The 17,009-nt window shown below is 39.0% G+C and carries 16 protein-coding genes and 1 other annotated feature; of the genes, 12 read left to right on the top strand and 4 right to left on the bottom strand.

Features of this window, described 5'->3' with window-relative positions; translation table 11 throughout:
• Positions 1–76 precede the first annotated feature (76 nt).
• Positions 77–286: a DUF2929 family protein gene (locus E0E32_RS01450; protein WP_286171621.1), complete on the bottom strand. Its 210-nt coding sequence runs from the start codon at positions 284–286 to the stop codon at positions 77–79.
• Between the two features lie 308 nt (positions 287–594).
• On the opposite strand from E0E32_RS01450, the gene E0E32_RS01455 reads away from it, so the two are divergent.
• Positions 595–1,554 (top strand): BMP family ABC transporter substrate-binding protein, encoded by a 960-nt coding sequence (locus tag E0E32_RS01455; RefSeq protein ID WP_078059905.1) that lies wholly within the window; start codon positions 595–597, stop codon positions 1,552–1,554.
• A gap of 397 nt (positions 1,555–1,951) precedes the next feature.
• On the opposite strand, the gene E0E32_RS01460 is transcribed toward E0E32_RS01455, so the two are convergent.
• Complete coding sequence (locus E0E32_RS01460) at positions 1,952–2,743, bottom strand: zinc-ribbon domain-containing protein (protein WP_066187075.1); 792 nt, start codon at positions 2,741–2,743, stop codon at positions 1,952–1,954.
• Positions 2,744–2,811: 68 nt separating this feature from the next.
• Entirely contained in the window at positions 2,812–4,248 is a 1,437-nt protein-coding gene (locus tag E0E32_RS01465) for a zinc ribbon domain-containing protein (protein WP_066187077.1), read from the bottom strand.
• 192 nt (positions 4,249–4,440) lie between these two features.
• Here E0E32_RS01465 and E0E32_RS01470 point away from each other — a divergent pair, with 192 nt between their 5' ends.
• From E0E32_RS01470 to E0E32_RS01485, 4 genes are all read left to right on the top strand, one after another.
• A complete protein-coding gene (locus tag E0E32_RS01470; protein WP_066187079.1) occupies positions 4,441–5,376 on the top strand; it encodes a beta-ketoacyl-ACP synthase III in 936 nt (311 codons plus the stop codon).
• Positions 5,377–5,394: 18 nt separating this feature from the next.
• Positions 5,395–6,633, top strand: a complete 1,239-nt coding sequence (fabF, locus tag E0E32_RS01475) for a beta-ketoacyl-ACP synthase II (RefSeq protein ID WP_066187081.1) — start codon at positions 5,395–5,397, stop codon at positions 6,631–6,633.
• A 270-nt stretch (positions 6,634–6,903) separates the two neighbouring features.
• Positions 6,904–7,116, top strand: a complete 213-nt coding sequence (locus E0E32_RS01480) for a YuzI family membrane protein (RefSeq protein ID WP_066187082.1) — start codon at positions 6,904–6,906, stop codon at positions 7,114–7,116.
• Positions 7,117–7,203: 87 nt separating this feature from the next.
• The gene (locus tag E0E32_RS01485) at positions 7,204–7,965 is read left to right on the top strand and encodes a DUF3603 family protein (protein ID WP_130858741.1); all 762 of its coding nucleotides are present in this window, start codon (positions 7,204–7,206) and stop codon (positions 7,963–7,965) included.
• Between the two features lie 147 nt (positions 7,966–8,112).
• On the opposite strand, the gene trpS is transcribed toward E0E32_RS01485, so the two are convergent.
• The gene (trpS, locus tag E0E32_RS01490) at positions 8,113–9,111 is read right to left on the bottom strand and encodes a tryptophan--tRNA ligase (protein ID WP_130858742.1); all 999 of its coding nucleotides are present in this window, start codon (positions 9,109–9,111) and stop codon (positions 8,113–8,115) included.
• 121 nt (positions 9,112–9,232) lie between these two features.
• Positions 9,233–9,421 (bottom strand) — a binding site (T-box leader).
• 262 nt (positions 9,422–9,683) lie between these two features.
• Here trpS and E0E32_RS01495 point away from each other — a divergent pair.
• The 7 genes from E0E32_RS01495 (at position 9,684) to mecA (ending at position 16,928) form a co-directional block, all read left to right on the top strand.
• On the top strand, positions 9,684–10,841 hold the full coding sequence (locus E0E32_RS01495; RefSeq protein ID WP_130858743.1) for a DUF2264 domain-containing protein: 1,158 nt from the start codon (positions 9,684–9,686) through the stop codon (positions 10,839–10,841).
• A gap of 51 nt (positions 10,842–10,892) precedes the next feature.
• Positions 10,893–12,053 carry a Gfo/Idh/MocA family protein gene (locus E0E32_RS01500; protein WP_130858744.1) on the top strand — a complete coding sequence of 387 codons (1,161 nt, stop codon included), beginning with the start codon at positions 10,893–10,895 and terminating at the stop codon, positions 12,051–12,053.
• 21 nt (positions 12,054–12,074) lie between these two features.
• Complete coding sequence (locus tag E0E32_RS01505; protein ID WP_130858745.1) at positions 12,075–12,926, top strand: sugar phosphate isomerase/epimerase family protein; 852 nt, start codon at positions 12,075–12,077, stop codon at positions 12,924–12,926.
• A gap of 273 nt (positions 12,927–13,199) precedes the next feature.
• Positions 13,200–14,414: a putative glycoside hydrolase gene (locus E0E32_RS01510; RefSeq protein ID WP_130858746.1), complete on the top strand. Its 1,215-nt coding sequence runs from the start codon at positions 13,200–13,202 to the stop codon at positions 14,412–14,414.
• 110 nt (positions 14,415–14,524) lie between these two features.
• Positions 14,525–15,127, top strand: a complete 603-nt coding sequence (locus E0E32_RS01515) for a GNAT family N-acetyltransferase (RefSeq protein WP_066187099.1) — start codon at positions 14,525–14,527, stop codon at positions 15,125–15,127.
• A 192-nt stretch (positions 15,128–15,319) separates the two neighbouring features.
• Positions 15,320–15,715, top strand: a complete 396-nt coding sequence (gene spxA, locus E0E32_RS01520) for a transcriptional regulator SpxA (protein WP_066187102.1) — start codon at positions 15,320–15,322, stop codon at positions 15,713–15,715.
• Positions 15,716–16,247: 532 nt separating this feature from the next.
• Positions 16,248–16,928 carry an adaptor protein MecA gene (gene mecA, locus E0E32_RS01525; RefSeq protein WP_066187104.1) on the top strand — a complete coding sequence of 227 codons (681 nt, stop codon included), beginning with the start codon at positions 16,248–16,250 and terminating at the stop codon, positions 16,926–16,928.
• Positions 16,929–17,009: the final 81 nt, after the last annotated feature.

Below are 17,009 nucleotides of genomic sequence, written 5' to 3' on the forward strand. Positions count from 1 at the left end.
CCTAACACAATCGACTCATAAAGATAACCCTTGTCAAGAAGGAAAGACAAGGGTTAGCAATAGACCTAAGTATATCTCATGAATTTTCTTCTTTCAAAATACCTTCACCCAAGACGATAGCAGCTACGGCAAAAATGGCTGCAACCGAAAGCGTGGACCCAATGTTAAAAGCTTGCCCTGCCATACTTGTTAACACATAGGACACAACCGTGATAATCAAGACAGCCCAAAAAATAGTAGCAAAATATTTCATCCGTTTCACCTCTTTCAATATATTCTTTCTCATTGAATATAATACCAAAAAAAATAGAATTTGTTATAAGGTATCCGATCATCGCTATGATTCATAGCATGATCATGAATAGGACGCCCTTTATGTATGGTCTTTCTGTTACACTTATTACATTTTACCAAACTTTTTTAATAAAATAAAGTATTAGTGAATAGAAACAAAAAAGGCTTTATGCCACTATTTACGCTCAATTTGTAATCAATTTGTAATACGTTCTTGGTTTACGTAAACAAGAAGAGACGATAGAATAGTACTAAGGTTATACGGAGAATGAAATTTCAATTTGCTGGGGAGTGCACTAATTGAGAAGGTTTATGATGTTGCTTTTCCTCATGTTAATCGGTCTTCCATTATTAATCAGCTGTCAACAAGGAGATTCTAACAAGGTTGAACGTGTTGGCATGTTAATTGAGCATACCATTAATGATCAAACATGGGGAAGCAGAGGGTATCATGGTTTATTAGATATAGAAGAAGAATTTGATTCAGAGATTTTTTTTCGTGAAGGAGTACAAACACAACAGCAAGTAAATGTAGCGGTAGAAGAACTTTCCAATCAAGGAGTGCAGGTGATTATAGGGCATAGCAGTAACTATGGAGAATTTTTTAATCAGCTGCATTCATCTTATCCTGATATTGAATTTATTTATGTTAACGGAGGTTATTCAGGGGATAATTTAATCAGTTTGAACTTCAATTCGTTGGCAATGGGCTTCTTTGCGGGGATGCTGGCAGGGGACATGTCGGAGAATGATCATGTTGGCGTGCTCGCTGCATTTGAGTGGCAGCCTGAAGTGGAAGGGTTTTACGAAGGTGTACTTTACCAAAACCAGGAAGCTGAGGTCGATGTGCGCTATGTAAATAGCTGGGATGAATCGGAAGTGGCCTTGAATTATTATCAGCAAATGCTGAATAATAACGTTGATGTGGTCTATCCAGCAGGAGATGCATATAGCTTGGCAGTTGTAGAAGCGGCCATGAATGATGGGATTCATTCGATTGGTTATGTAAATGATCAGCAGCCACATGGTGGTCAGTCGGTATTAACAAGTACGCAGCAGCATGTTGATAAACTGTACGTGTATGCAATCGAACAGTTAACAAAAGGGGAATTAACTGGCGGTATATACAATTTTGGCTTTGCTGAAGGGGTCATTACGATAGGGCCATACAGCGAACAAGTACCAGAAGCAACTGTTCAGCATTTGGATCAATTAATTGAAGAGTATGTCGAGACAGGTCTTTTGCCTCATCAGTCATAAAGTGATTATGATGATGAAAGCCTTCCAGTATCTAGAATACTTTACATATGCCGCATCTTGCAGTAATGGCCATGTGAAGATCCCGCAGGAAGCGATCTTTGCTGACGAAGAGGCTAAAGCCAAGACATGAAGGTTCGCATGCTAAGATCACGACGACAATTGCCACACCTGCACTTGCATGTCCTATGCATCGAAACGGAACCTGTTTCCGGAGCGTTTCCTAGTACTGACAAACCATCAACTTTACTACATGGAATAATGGAACTAGATACTTTACATCATCCATCTTATCGGTACCACCATTCGTTTAAGATCAAAATCGGTCCACGTCCAATCATACTCAGAATTCTATACTTTCTTATCTTTTAAGAAAAACCGGGCTTGATAGCCCGGTTTTTTAGAATGGTGGGGTATAGAACATGTTTTCTAACTCGTTTAGCAAACTGCCAAGAACACTATCACCAATCACTAAAAGGATAATGGCGATAGCGAGATAAGTGATAAGCAAGCCATAGATGACGTCTAAACCACTCTTTTCCGGTGCCTTTGTTTTAATTGCAAAGATCGTTGCCATGCTTGCTACGGATGTGATGCTTATGGCAAGAATGAAGAGCATCATGCTAAACCCATAGCTGCTAAAAAAAGATAACAATAATGAAGCGAATGCGACAACAGTTGGTAAGACCATTAATGTGCCATAGGTGGTCAATACACCAAAGAAATCGATTTGGGCTTTCATGAGCTTAGCTACACCAAATTTCACGAGAGTCAGAAGGGCAGAAAACAATATCAGACCAAAGAAAGGTTTAATGACAACATCGAAAAACGGCGGTTCGATATAACCGTCTGATAAACTGCGAATACTCAAATAAGTAAATAGCGGTAATAAGATAGAGAAGAGGACAAGTGTGATAATGCCATTGATCCTTTCCTGCTGTGTTACCTCTTTACTCGTTAAGTATGGGGTAGCCAGTGCTCTTCGAATAAAATTCCAGTAATGCTTACTAATAACTTTCCCTTGCTCCACATAATCGTTGGTTTGTGAGGAAGGGTTATTATTGGATTCAACAAGTTCAGCTGTGTTTGCTGCGATGGTTTCCGAAGTGTTTTCATCATTTACCATGGCACCACAATTCGTACAAAACTTCGCATTTTCTTCTAGCTGTGCATGGCATTGTGTGCATTGCATTATAAATCGCTCCTTTGAAAGATATTTGATATCCGCTGCAAATAGCTAGCGTTCATTTCTAAAATGGATTATTGTTCTTCTGCTGTTCGTTCTTCTGTATTTGAGGCTTCGAATGCCCAAATAGAGCTGTAATCATTGATCAGCCATGCCTCATTTTCGTTATCATAGATCAATTCCACTGATAAATCGGTTATTTCATCTTCCGTTTCTATATCGTCATCGTCTTCATCATAAGAAGCAACATCCGCATAATGAAACTGGGTATTGACATCTAAGATAAATTGCTCGTCTTGTTTGACTAGGTAAAAGCTATCCAAATCAATGATGACTTTTTGATAAGAACCAGTCCAGCGATTACCATACTCATTCATATATTCAAACTCCTCAGCAGCTATTTCTTCATATTCTGAGGATATGTTTGTATATAATGAGACGTCGCGTTCGCGCTGTGCAGCGGCAAATTCTTCACCAAAGCTATGAATGGTATTTATAATTTCTGTACGCACCTCTTCTGAGAAAGGATTGGGTACAGCCAGGTCTAAATAGGTACTATTAATCGGCGTTACCTCTGACTTTGCTTCTCCCCAAGGGAAAGAAAGGGTGCTATATGCCTCAACAGAACCATCAATTGAAACAGGTCCAAAATCTTCATCTTCGGACATGCTGATTTCATGATCATTCACAAAAAAAGCAGTAGAATCGGCAATATCTGCATATTCCGAATAAAGTGAGACGTATTCCCCGTATAATGATAAGTCCAGTAATTGATTCTGATCATAAGATGCTTCCCAAAGTGATAATTCTGCCTGATTCTCTAAAATGGTGTAGTCGTTTTGATAGGTTGCCGTTACGTGATATGTACCAGGCATCAGTGGCCCAAATTCCTTTGAGTAAGTATCAGAATCACTAATAGCAAGCTCTTCTCCATCTAATAAAATCTGTACATCACTCATATTGGTTCCCACTTCAAAAAAGAAGGGTGTCACTTCAATTTGATAATTATCATAAATTAGTGCTGTTTTCCCTTTCTTTTCAAGAGAGAAAACGGAATTTGTCATAGGAGATGCTGCCCCCTCATCATAGGCTTCTCCTTGTTGTTTTAGGGCATCGACAAAATAGTTTTGTTGTGAAGGGTTGTCTTCTATTCGATCGATCAGTCTCTGGGTGTTATCTTCGTTTATTTCCATACGGTCATCACTTGTTGATAACAGGTCCGACATGGCATTGCTATCTTTTTCAATTAGGGCCTCTTCAAATTGTCCGATCAAACGATCTTTATCCGTTATAAACGCTCCAACTTGATAAGCACTAAATAACAAAATAATCACCCCTGCAATACTTATGGAGACGATCTTTTGTTTTTTGGATAATTGCTTACGTTTTGTTCCGATAAATGTTGTCTTCTTTGGTGGGGGCTGCTGGACCGTATTAGGTGTGCCGCATTCTGGACAAAAATGGGCATTTTCCTTTAAAGCATGTCCACATTCCTTACAAAAGTTGTTCAATCATTACTCATCCTTTCATTGTTCGTTTGTATAACCAGTAGAAAAAAAGACACAAATCTTATATCGACAGATGCGTGAAAAAGTAAAGTCCTTTCTTTACAGAGAAGAAGCTTGAAAAAAAATCAAGCTTGCTTTAAAATTAGTACCACGTCTTAATAATTGATAATAAATCCTTTGAGAGGAAGGGTGCTAGTGAAAGCAGGTATTCTTGGAGTAGGACACTATGTTCCTGAGAAAGTGTTAACGAATAAAGATATGGAACAAATCGTAGAAACGAGCGATGAATGGATAAGAACACGAACTGGTATCGAAGAGCGCAGAATTGCCGGAGATAATGAAAATACATCGGATTTATCTTTTTTTGCCGCAGAACAAGCCTTACAGGATGCTAATATAACAGGAGAAGATTTGGATTTGATTTTGGTAGCTACGGTTACTCCGGATCAGCCATTTCCAACGGTTTCTTGTAAGTTACAGGAGCGTTTAGGCGCAACAAAGGCAGCAGCGATGGATGTGAGTGCGGCTTGTGCCGGATTTATGTATGCCATGATTACGGCGAAACAATTTATTGAAACAGGAGATTATAAACATATCTTAATTATCGGTGCAGAAAAACTGTCGAAAATTACGGACTGGACGGATCGCAACACGTGTGTCCTATTTGGAGATGGTGCCGGTGCAGCAGTACTTGGTCCTGTAAGTGAAGATAAAGGGATCTTGTCCTTCGAGCTAGGCGCTGATGGTAGTGGTGGTAAGCATTTGTCACAAGACGATCGATATATATTTATGAATGGACGTGAGGTGTTTAAGTTTGCGGTAAGACAAATGCCTGAATCGTCTGTTCATGTGGTGGAGAAAGCTGGTTATGCTAAAGAAGATGTTGACTATCTTGTCCCACACCAAGCCAATATTCGAATTATGGAAGCAGCCAGACAACGATTAGGCATTGCGGAAGACAAAATGGCAGTGAACGTGAACAAGTATGGTAATACTTCTGCTGCTTCCATACCAATTGCTTTGTCTGAATCTGTGAAAAACGGTAAAATAAAAGATAACGATTTAGTGGTTCTTGTCGGTTTCGGTGGAGGATTGACTTGGGGCGCTGTCGCAATAAAATGGGGTAAATAAATCGAAGGAGGAAATGAAATGAGCAAAAGACGAGTGGTAGTCACGGGAATGGGTGCTATTACACCTTTGGGAAATACTGTCTCACAATTCTGGGATCATTTGAAATCAGGTACTTCTGGGATTGACTATGTAACAAAAGTAGATAAAGATGATTTTCCAGCAAAAGTAGCCGGTGAAGTCAAAGACTTTGTTGCAACAGACTTTATGGATAAGAAAGAATCAAAACGCATGGATTTGTTTACGCAATATGCAGTAGCAGCCTCGCGTATGGCTGTGGAAGATGCTGGCTTAGATATTACCGATGAAATCGCCAATCGTGTCGGTGTTTGGATTGGTTCTGGTATTGGCGGGATGGCGACTTATGATGAACAATTTAGACGATTTGTGGATAAAGGATATCGCAAGGTGAGTCCATTCTTTGTTCCAATGCTTATTCCGGATATGGCTGCCGGGCAAGTTTCAATCCAGCTTGGTGCCAAGGGTATTAACAGCTGTACGGTTACCGCTTGTTCTTCAGGGGCAAATTCGATCGGGGATGCCTTTAAAGTTATTGCCCGCGGAGATGCCGATTATATGATTGCCGGTGGGGCAGAAGCACCACTAACACCAATGGCATTCGCCGGTTTTTCGACGGCAAAGGCATTATCATTTAATGATGATCCGAAAACGGCAAGTCGTCCATTTGATAAAGATCGTGATGGTTTTATTATGGGGGAAGGGGCAGGGATCCTTATTCTAGAATCACTAGAGTCTGCCCAAGCGCGTGGCGCCACTATTCATGCGGAAATCATCGGTTATGGTGCCACAGGAGACGCTTATCATATCACTTCTCCTGCACCAAATGGCGAAGGTGCTGCCCGTTCGATGCAACAAGCATTAGAAGATGCAGAAATAACCGCAGAACAAGTGGGCTATATCAATGCACATGGGACGAGTACGCAGTATAATGATGCGTTTGAAACAGAAGCAATCAAAACGGTATTCCATGATCATGCTTACAACGTGGATATATCTTCCACCAAATCCATGACTGGTCATTTATTAGGAGCGGCTGGTGCCATTGAATCAATCGCTTGTGTAAGAGCAATTCAGGAAGGGGTTTTACCACCAACAACGAACTATGAAACACCTGATGAAGCATGTGACTTACATTATATTCCGAATGAGTCCTTACAAAAAGATATTGAGTTTGCGATTTCCAATTCCTTTGGTTTCGGAGGTCATAACGTAACACTCGTATTTAAAAAGTTTCAGTAAATCTGGAGCTGATAAGACAAAGGAAATAGAATAAGCTATATAAAAATCGAGAGAAGGGCCAAGTGCTTCTTCTCTCGATTTTTATATGCTTTTGGTCTTTTACATATGTGAACATAAACTCATTGCTTATCAACCATCTTATTGACAGTCGAATTGGTGATAATACGACTTGCACTCATTTGCTGAATTCGGAAAGCTTCAGGTGATCGTTTTGCATAGTTTCCTATGCTTGTACATATACATCATACAAAGCGTTGGAGGGCAAAAAATATGGTGTATATTGTCTGTTTTTTAGTTGGATTTGGACTGGCTATCTCTGGAGGAGTATCCGCTATTTTATATTTAAACTTTATACCAGCTGGACTAAGTTTTCTTGATTATGTGGCCATTATTCAGACAAGAATAGAATGTTATTTCTTCTTCATTGGTCTCCTCTTTATGGGGATTAGTGTACAAAAAATAACAAATATATCTGTTAAATAATAACAGGCTAAGAATAATTTATCCGATATTGGCCATACTGTTCATTAAAGATCATTAAAGAGATTAGTCAAAGTGAGGGATAAAAGAATGCTATATCTACACGACGTTTGGGTGAATTGGTTTGAAGGAGAAGAGAACGGTTATAATGTGTGTGATTTTCATGAGTGGCGAAAATCAGATGGCATTGAAATTCTGGATCAGGCCCCTATTTTATTGATAGACGATCAGACGTATGATTATATCGAGAATGACTTGCAGGATATTCCAGAAGCAATTTTAGATCAAATATACCAACAAGCTTACGTGCGAAAAAATCAGAAAAGGCAGCCGCTTGATTATGCCTGTATCATTACCAATGGTTTTTCTATTATGGCGTTTGATACGATGGGATATCATATTCCAATTAGAAAAAGCAGGCTTATCCCTCGTCAAGAACGACTCGTGTTAGAATTACTTCAAGGAAGAACAGCCGAGACCTATCCATTACCAAGTCATACAAAAAAAGAATACCACATTTTATCGTTATCACCACAATATATGAACGGCTTAACTCGTAAGGAACGGCAGCTAAAACAATTGCTTATGATTGCTCTGGATCAATTAGAGGTTAACCAAAAGATTGAGGAAATAAGGTACTGGATGACGGAATGGCAGCCAGAGAAATATCATCAAATAAAAAACATGACATTTGAACAGGCATGGTACACCCTTTATCAAGAATTGATTCAGGGATGGAGTAAAAAACATGAAGAATTTTGCCGTTTGATTAGTAAAGGACAAGCATTTTATGAGGATATCTGGGAAAGGGAGCAGGCAAGCTACACAACCAAATCACTACGATCGTTCTAAATTTTTTGAAAAAGGGAAAGTACTAGGTAATGGTATAGTCCATCACTTTCGCCCCTTTTTCTCATTGTACATAAAAACGACCCGGTCTATATTTGACGGGTCGTTTTTCCTTAGGATTTCAATGCTTGGATTTTGGAACACAGCCTGTTATTTCTTTTTCTTCACACGTCCAAGGCCCATTGCTTTTTTCGCCTTGATTAACATCTTCTGGGCATCGGCATTCGCCTTTTGCGCCCCTTGATCCAATAAGGTATCTAATTCCTCTGTTTGAATTAACTCTTCGTAACGCTGCTGGATTGGACGTAATGTCTCGATAACTACATTCGCTGTCGCCTGTTTAAATTCTCCATAACCACTATCACGATATTTCTCTTCTAGCTGTTCAATGGATTCACCTGTACAGCAGGAGTAGATCGTTAATAAATTGCTAATACCTGGTTTGTTATCTTTATCGTATTTCACAACGCCTTCTGAGTCTGTAACAGCACTTTTGATTTTCTTTTCTATTTGTTTTTCTGTATCCAGCATAAGGATCATTGCTTTTTGGTTTTGATCGGATTTACTCATTTTCTTGGTAGGATCCTGCAACGACATAATGCGTGCACCGACCTTTGGTATGCTAATTTCTGGAATGGTAAAGATATCGTTGAAACGCGAATTAAATCGTTGCGCCAGATCACGTGTCAATTCCAAATGTTGTTTTTGATCTTCGCCTACTGGAACGATATCTGTGCCATATAACAATATATCGGCAGCCATTAATGGCGGATACGTTAATAATCCGGCAGATACAGCTTCTTTGCTGCCTTTTGATTTATCCTTAAACTGAGTCATCCGTTCTAACTCGCCAATATAACTGACTGTCTGGAGCATCCAGCCCAACTGAGTATGAGCAGGTACTTCTGATTGGATAAATAATACTGATTTTTCTGGGTCAATACCGGAAGCAATATATAAAGCCGCCAGTGACTTAATATTCTCTCTTAATTTCAGTCGATCTTGGGGAACTGTCAGTGCATGTTCATCTACAATACAAAAATAACATTGATTGTCATCTTGTAATTCGACAAAATGTTTCATAGCACCTAAGTAATTGCCTAGTGTTAGAGTACCACTCGGCTGAATTCCTGAAAAAATCTTTTTCATTTTGTTCACCTCTGTTCATTTTTTTACTATTACGAAAAGAATAAGGGAAAAGCTTCAGTTGGCATAAAATCATTCTTCTATCCATTTTTTTCATACAAAAAAAGCCCATCCATTCCCTGTGCTAAGGGACGAATGAACCGCGGTGCCACCCTTGTTATCATCATTAATGATCACTTGAATGCTACTGTATTGCCTAGCAAGCATGGAAAATTGCATGAAAAGCCCAATTCCTTCTTTTACTTAGTACCTATTCTCAGCAATCATAGGCTCTCTTCAACTAGAGGCAAAGAAGTACTATTTTTTCTTTTCCGAATATGTGAGTTATTTGATTGTATTATATAGAATGCGGTGTTTTTTTGCAAGTGTTTTCCCTTTCAGATCACCTGTCTTATTGCTCCTTTCCATTTAAAATGATTATTCATTTATCTAAAAAAGGTAATATGGAATATAATGAACAGTGCAATGATCGGCATAATAAAGACAAAAACGAGGCAATCCTGTACTAGACAAACCTTTTTGGGTCAAGTAGACTACAATTATGTGAAGAAAAAAGGAATGGGAGGTGGGAAGAGATGTCCGTGATTAATCCAGATCGGAGCTATTGGTTGAAAACCATGTTGAAAATTGCTGATCCAGTTCTTCACGCATTGGAAAAAAGACAATTAAAACAAGTGATGCCAGTAGAGACGGTCGGAAGCAAGGATCGAACAGCTTATACTTATTTGGAAGCGCTGGCAAGATTGTTAAACGGCATGGCTCCATGGCTGGAAAGAAAGCATGAGGAAAAAGAAGAGGAACAACTTCGTCAGCGTTACGCTCAACTTGCGAGAGAAGCCATCAAGGCAGGGACAGATCCTAATTCTCCGGATTATATGCATTTTGCTAATGGAGGGCAGCCGTTAGTTGATACTGCTTTTTTAGCGCATGCCATGTTAAGAGCTCCTCATGAACTATGGGAAAAGCAGGATAAACAAACGAAATACAATGTAATCCAGGCCTTGCAGCAAACAAGAGCACAAAAGCCTGCGTTTAACAATTGGTTGTTATTTTCAGCTATGATTGAGGTGTTTTTTTATAAAACAGGAGAGTCGGATTGGGATTTGGTACGTATCGACTATGCTTTGAAGCAGTTAGAGCAATGGTATATCGGTGATGGGCTCTATCGTGATGGTTCTTTATTCCATTTTGATTATTATAATAGTTTTGTCATTCATCCCATGCTTGTAGACATACTGGCAGCAGTGGGACATGAATACCCTGATTGGCAAGAGCGTTATGAAGACGTATTAAAGAGAGGCAGAAGGTATGCTGAAATATTGGAACGACAAATCTCACCAGAAGGAACCTATCCGCCGGTTGGGCGTTCTTTGGCCTATCGTTTCGGAGCATTTCAAGCGCTTTCGCAATCGGCATTGAGAAAAGATTTACCTCTTAATTTGACACCAGCGCAAGTTCGGTCAGGGCTGACTGCTGTTATAAAAAGAACATTAGCCATCCCTGGTATGTTTCAAGAAGAAGGTTGGCTGCAAATAGGTTTGTCTGGCCATCAGCCAAATATTGGCGAAGGTTACATAACGACAGGAAGTCTCTACTTATGTACAGCGATCTTTTTGCCATTAGGATTGTCAACCGAGGAGGCTTTTTGGCAAGATCCTCCAGAAGAATGGACGGCAAAGAGGGCTTGGGCAGGGAAAGATTTTCCGATTGACGCAGCCTTGCATGACCATTAAATATGGGTTTTAAATTAAATTAGCAAAAAACAGAGAGGACGTGTTGGATAAATGAAGGAAGTAAGATTAGGTATTATCGGGGTTGGGAATATGGGTACCTCCCATTCTAAATATGTCTCACAAGGAGATATTAAAGGGGCAAGGTTAACCGCTATATTGGATCATGATGCACAAGCTATTACCGCTTTTGAACGGGAATTTGGCAAAGGTGTTCAAACATTTGTGGACGAAGATGCCTTTTTTGCTTCTGGTTTAGTAGATGCCGTATTAGTTGCGACACCGCACTATGATCATGCCTATTTGGCGATAAAGGCCTTTGAACATGGCCTGCATGTGTTATGTGAAAAGCCTGCCGGAGTTTATACGAAACAAGTGCGTGAAATGAATGAGGAGGCGGAAAAAAGTGGTAAGATCTTCTCCATGATGTACAATCAGCGTACTAATCCACTTTATCAAAAATTACGGGAATTAATTCAAGATGGTGAATTGGGAGAAATACGGCGCATCAATTGGTTAATTACTAATTGGTATCGTTCTCAAAGTTACTATGATTCAGGTGGTTGGCGTGCGACTTGGAAAGGTGAGGGTGGTGGCGTGCTGATCAATCAATGCCCTCACCAGTTAGATTTATGGCAATGGATGACAGGTATGCTGCCGACAAGAATGCGTGCCTTTTGCCGCTTTGGACAATATCGTGATATAGAAGTAGAGGATGATGTGACAGCTTATGCCGAATATGAAAATGGGGCAACGGCTGTATTTATCACAACAACTGGGGAAGCTCCTGGTACCAATCGTTTGGAGATAACAGGTGATCGTGGAAAAGTAGTTGTAGAAAATGGCAAGTTAGATTTTTGGCAGCTGCGTGTACCAGAGCCTGCATTTAATCGTGAATATACAGGTGGATTTGGTGAGCCAGAGGCATGGAAGGTCGAAGTTCCCATCACTGGTACGGAAACTGGTCATCCAGGTATTACACAAAATTTTATCAATGCTATCTTGCATGATACGTCCCTATTGGCACCAGGTGAAGAAGGTATTAAGGGATTAACGCTATCCAATGCTATGCAATTGTCCACTTGGATGGATGATTGGGTCGATTTTCCGGTCGATGAGGAATTATATTATCAACAATTACAAGAAAGAATCCAGCATTCTCAAGTGGAGAAGAAGGTTGCTAATGTTTCTTTGGACGTGGATGGAACTTATTAAATGGACGAAAGGAAGGGTAACATGAAATTTTCCGTATTTACGGTGATGGCCCCAGATACCACGCCGGAACGAATGATCCATTATTTAAAGGAGACCGGTTATGATGGAGTAGAATGGCGCTTTAAAGAAACTCCTGAGGAAGTAAAAAAGCAGGAAACCAGTTTTTGGGGAAATAATTTATGTACGATTGACCCTGCGATATCAGATCAGGAGATCCAGCAGCTTGCTCAAACAGCCAAAGAGAATGGGATAGAGACCTTTAGTGTTACCCCTTATCTAACAAGTGGTGATTTAGAAGCCACGGAACGGGTATTGGATGTTGCCAAGAAGTTTGGAGCTAAATCCATTCGACTTGGTGTACCGCGCTATGATCGCTCTAGTAACTATCATGATCTTTATCAGGGTGCTTTGCATTATTTACAAGAAGCAGAACAAATGTGTAAACAATATGGGGTGAAAGGACTGGTGGAGACACATCATCAAACGATCACTCCCAGCGCTTCTTTAGCTTATCGTTTGGTTCGCTCGCTAAACCCTGACCATATTGGTGTCTTATATGATCCGGGTAATATGGTGCATGAAGGGTATGAGAATTATCGCATGGGGATGGAATTATTAGGCGATTATTTAGCTCATGTACATGTCAAGAATGCTCAATGGGTCAAACAAACGGATGATGACCAAGTGAATTGGCAAGTGCAGTGGGCGCAACTTGATAAAGGTGTTGTAGACTGGAAACAAGTGTTAACGGACCTGAAGGCAGTAGGATATGACGGTAATATCGGTATGGAGGATTTTAGTAATGCATACCCAACAAAAGAATCGTTAAAATTTAACTTGGATGCGATTAAAAAGTTAGTAAACGGGGTATAACCAAGAAGGTAAAAGGAAGTTTAAAAAATTCCTTTTACCTTCTTTCCTTTTTGAACATCCTCTTACATATAGAAATATGGTGATTTCATGTCTAATGAAGCAAATAGAGGTGCAGAGAAGGCATTCAACATTTGTGATCGAGATTATGGTACAACAGCTGTTAGTCAGTCTAATGGATCGTTTTTAAAAAATTTGTGAAAAACACACAAAAAAGAACGGATTTTCTGTATAATGGAGAAATACATAAAATTTAGTTTAGGAGTTTGATAGACAATGCATAAATACGTAAAAGTAGCAGCAGGGGCAATGCTCTTGCTTTCATCCTTTATGGTTACCGATAAAGTGAATGCAGCGGGAGACGGTGACGTACTTATTGCACAAGCGCATTCCGTGAACACATTTGCAGCTAATGCATATGAGTCACCCGAACATTTCGCCAGGTTTACATATGATTCTGGATATGATTTTGAATATCCGGATGCAGTAAGAGGTCTGTATGCCACCGGGAATTCTGCAGGAGGAAGTAGGTTTGACTCCCTGCTCGATTTAATTGATAACACGGATTTGAATAGTATGGTGATTGATATTAAGGAAGACGGGGGACATATTACCGTTGATCCTGAGCAGGAGCTTCCTTATGAGGATGCGATTCAAGAAGTGATTAAAGATCCAGAGGCCATGATGAAACGGCTGGAGGAAGAAGGGGTTTACCCTATTGCCAGAATTGTTGTCTTCAAGGATACACAACTTGCTGAAGCACGACCAGACTTATCATTTAAAGAAAATGGTGAAGTTTGGAAAAATAATAAGAAAGAAGCATTTGTCAGCCCCTTCCAAAAAGAAGTTTGGGATTATAATGTCGAAATTGCCAAAATGGCCGCAGAAATGGGCTTTCAAGAAATTCAATTTGATTATGTTCGTTTTCCAGAAGGATTTGAGCACAGAGATGAAGAATTAGAATATGACTTAGGTGATTATCAAGACGTTGATATGAACAATATTAAGAAAAGAGTAGAAGCAGTAACTAACTTTGTTTCCTATGCAAGAGACGAGCTTTCTGATTATGATGTAGACGTGTCTGTAGACATCTTTGGCTATGCAGCAACGATTGAAGAAACACCAGGTATCGGACAAAACTTTTCAAGAATTTCTGATAATGTCGACGTGATCTCTTCGATGATTTATCCAAGTCATTGGACGCCATACTTTGGTATTGACAATCCAGATGAGGAGCCTTATCGTTTAGTAGATGAATATGCCAAAGTAGAGAATGAAGTGCTTGATGCATTGGATGAAGCACCGGTATCTCGGCCGTGGATTCAAGATTTCAGTGCACCATGGTTATATAGTGGTCCTACCTTTGAATACGGTGTTAGTGAAGTAGAGGCACAGATTAAGGCATTAAATGAGAATGGCATTGATGAATTCTTGCTTTGGAATTCAGGGAATAGTTATACAGAAGGGGTCGATTACACCCCGCTTGATTAAACATATAAAAAAAGGTGGAGTGTTAACACTTTTATGATTATTTTTATTGGAAAAGGGTATAATACTTTATAAGTTGTTGAAGGTCGCAGGTAGTAAGGAGGCATTGTCTAATGAATTGGTATGAGAAATTACAACGATATTTTCCTAAAGATGAAATGAAATCGCAGGAGCATATGGAGTTATTATTAAAGGAAAAAGGGGACATTTATTTTAAAGATGAAGGCCCGGATCATGTAATGATGTATGCAGAGTTCCCCACTTTTCTTTTTATTGATTATGTATATGTATCAAAAGAGTCACGCGGACAAGGAATCGGCCACAAGCTTTTTGACAAGTTAAAACAAAAGGATAAACCGATTATTCTTGAAGTGGAGCCACTGGATTATTCAGATTCAGATACATCGAAGCGTCTGCATTTTTATCATCGGGAAGGCTTTAAACATGCGGTATCTATTGGTTACACACATCAGTCCTTGGTAACCAATGAGTCGAGCGCGTTGGAAATCTTATACTGGTCACCACATGGTGAGAATGAGGAAGAGATTTATCAGCAAATGAAGAAAATGTATGAAGATATCCATACCTATAAAGATGAAGAGGTATATGGCCGAACGTATCAGTCAGTGGAAGAAGCGGTGAAATACGATACCAACCGGGAGGTAGATGATATATTTCATTCATTACAAAAAATACGAGATAAGACGGAGAAATGACCACAGATATTCATTCTCAATGCATTATTAAGAATGTGTAAAAAGTGAATAAAAACACATAATACCCTATCATTACTTGCTGAAATATAGTATACTTACATTAGTAGAAGATAGATTATAGTAATTTTAAAGTAATAAGAAATGAAAATTACGAAGGTTAACATTATAAATTTTATTGAGGAGTGAAGTTTTATGGTAACACTTTATACCTCGCCTAGTTGTACATCATGTCGTAAAGCAAAAGCATGGTTAGAGGAGCATGATATCCCATTTACAGAACGTAATATTTTCTCAGAGCCTTTAAGCTTGGATGAGATTAAAGAAATTTTAAGAATGACAGAAGATGGAACAGATGAGATTATTTCCACTCGATCTAAGGTTTTTCAAAAACTAAATGTGAATCTTGACCAATTACCACTAAAAGATTTATTTCAGTTAATTCAAGAGAACCCAGGTTTATTGAGAAGACCGATTATTATAGACGAGAAACGATTACAAGTTGGTTATAACGAAGATGAGATTCGACGCTTCTTGCCACGCACGGTGCGTACCTTTCAATTAAGAGAAGCTCAACGTATGGTCAACTAAATGAGTGAAAAGTATAAAGGTGTTCAACAATGAATGCCACTTTCCTTACCTTAGCCCTTGAAAAAGCAGATCTTACAAATAAAAGATCTGCTTTTTTTGCACCATACAGGACATTAACAACGGCTAATACTTGACTTTTATTGTGAGATGTGGATAATTAGTAATTCCCGGGTAGATACGTGGGAAAGGCAGATCAAATGAGAGTGCCAGCAATAGAGGTCATACAAATGATTGCACCGAGGCAGCTTGTTGAATATCCTGATCTTAAAGTGGTAATACCTGCTTTTTCTAAAAAACCAGCATATAACTAGTGACAATATAAAAAGAATGCGCTACAATCAGTAGTTAATACCATCGATACAATAAATTTTATTTTTTAACTTTAAATGTTTTCAAAATCATCCTTTTTGTCATACAATATAGATAACATCGCTTATAATAGTTGAAAAAAGGGTATTTATTATATAAGGGTTTTCTTGCAATAATGTCCCTTCCAACCCCATTACTTTTAAATGAAGGGAGAGTTTTTATAATGGAAATTGAGAGAATAAACGAAAATACCATTAAATTTTATATCTCTTACATGGATATAGAAGATCGTGGTTTTGACAGAGAGGAAATCTGGTATAACCGTGAGAGAAGTGAACAGCTTTTCTGGCAGGTAATGGACGAAGTAAATTATAATGAAGAAGATTTCCAGATCGATGGACCATTATGGATTCAGGTACAGGCACTTGAAAAAGGGTTAGAGATTGTTGTAACGAAGGCGCAGTTGTCCAAAGATGGTCAGAACCTGCAATTGCCTACCGAATCAGGTAAAACTATTGATATGCCGGTGGATGATAAAATTGAGACACTCCTTGAAGAGAAATTCGGTTCCTCTGAAAAAGAAATGGCACAGATAGAACAATATGGTCAAGATTTTGTTGTCGTAGTGAAATTTAGGGAACTAGAGGATGTTATCCAGTTAAGTCATGTGTTTGAAAAGGCGGAAGGGATGAAAGACGAGTTATATTTCTATGATAATCAGTACATGTTGATTACTCGATTTGATGAAGAATTCCTTTCAGATGACGAACAAGAAGATTTGATTAGTCAAATACTGGAATATGGTCAGGAATCAAGTGCAACTGTGTTTATTGTAGAAGAGTATGGTAAAGTGATTTTTGCAGAGGAAGCACTTGCACAAGTAAGTGAACATTTCAGTAGATAACTAAGTATCGATTTTGATGCTTAGTTTTTTCTTCTTTTTGGTCAATAAAGCAGGCAATCCAATCTCCATTATAATAGGTGT

Source organism: Gracilibacillus phocaeensis, assembly GCF_900626275.1.
Lineage (GTDB): Bacteria > Bacillota > Bacilli > Bacillales > Amphibacillaceae > Gracilibacillus > Gracilibacillus timonensis.